The organism is Staphylococcus sp. EG-SA-2 (assembly GCF_017152085.1).
In genome coordinates this window covers 1-898 of the sequence record NZ_JACYHC010000944.1, presented here as the reverse complement: position 1 = coordinate 898, position 898 = coordinate 1, and the positions used below count along the sequence as shown (strand labels likewise).

The 898-nt window shown below is 41.3% G+C and carries 1 protein-coding gene; it reads left to right on the top strand.

The annotated features are described in order from the left end of the window. The coding region (locus IDG60_RS16510) for an SdrD B-like domain-containing protein (protein ID WP_206160937.1) at nt 1–898 on the top strand (898 nt) is incomplete at both ends.

Below are 898 nucleotides of genomic sequence, written 5' to 3'. Positions count from 1 at the left end.
AACATGACATTAGACAGTGGTTTCTATAAAACACCAAAATATAGTTTAGGTGATTATGTTTGGTACGACAGTAATAAAGACGGCAAACAAGATTCAACTGAAAAAGGTATCAAAGATGTTAAAGTTACTTTATTAAATGAAAAAGGCGAAGTAATTGGAACAACTAAAACAGATGAAAATGGTAAATATCGTTTCGATAATTTAGATAGCGGTAAATACAAAGTTATTTTTGAAAAGCCTGCTGGCTTAACACAAACAGGTACAAATACAACTGAAGATGATAAAGATGCAGATGGTGGCGAAGTTGACGTAACAATTACGGATCATGATGATTTCACACTTGATAACGGATACTTCGAAGAAGATACATCAGATAGCGACTCAGATTCAGATAGCGATTCAGATTCAGATAGCGACTCAGACTCAGACAGCGACTCAGATTCAGACAGCGACTCAGACTCGGATAGCGATTCAGATTCAGACAGTGATTCAGATTCAGACAGCGATTCGGATTCAGACAGCGACTCAGACTCGGATAGCGACTCAGACTCAGATAGCGATTCAGATTCAGATAGCGATTCGGACTCAGACAGTGATTCAGATTCAGACAGCGACTCAGATTCAGATAGCGATTCAGACTCAGACAGTGATTCAGATTCAGATAGCGACTCAGACTCAGATAGCGATTCAGAATCAGACAGCGATTCAGACAGCGACTCAGACTCGGATAGCGACTCAGACTCAGACAGCGATTCAGACTCGGATAGCGATTCAGATTCGGACAGCGACTCAGACTCAGACAGTGATTCAGATTCAGATAGCGACTCAGACTCAGATAGCGACTCAGATTCAGACAGCGATTCAGACTCAGATAGTGACTCAGATTCGGACAGCGATT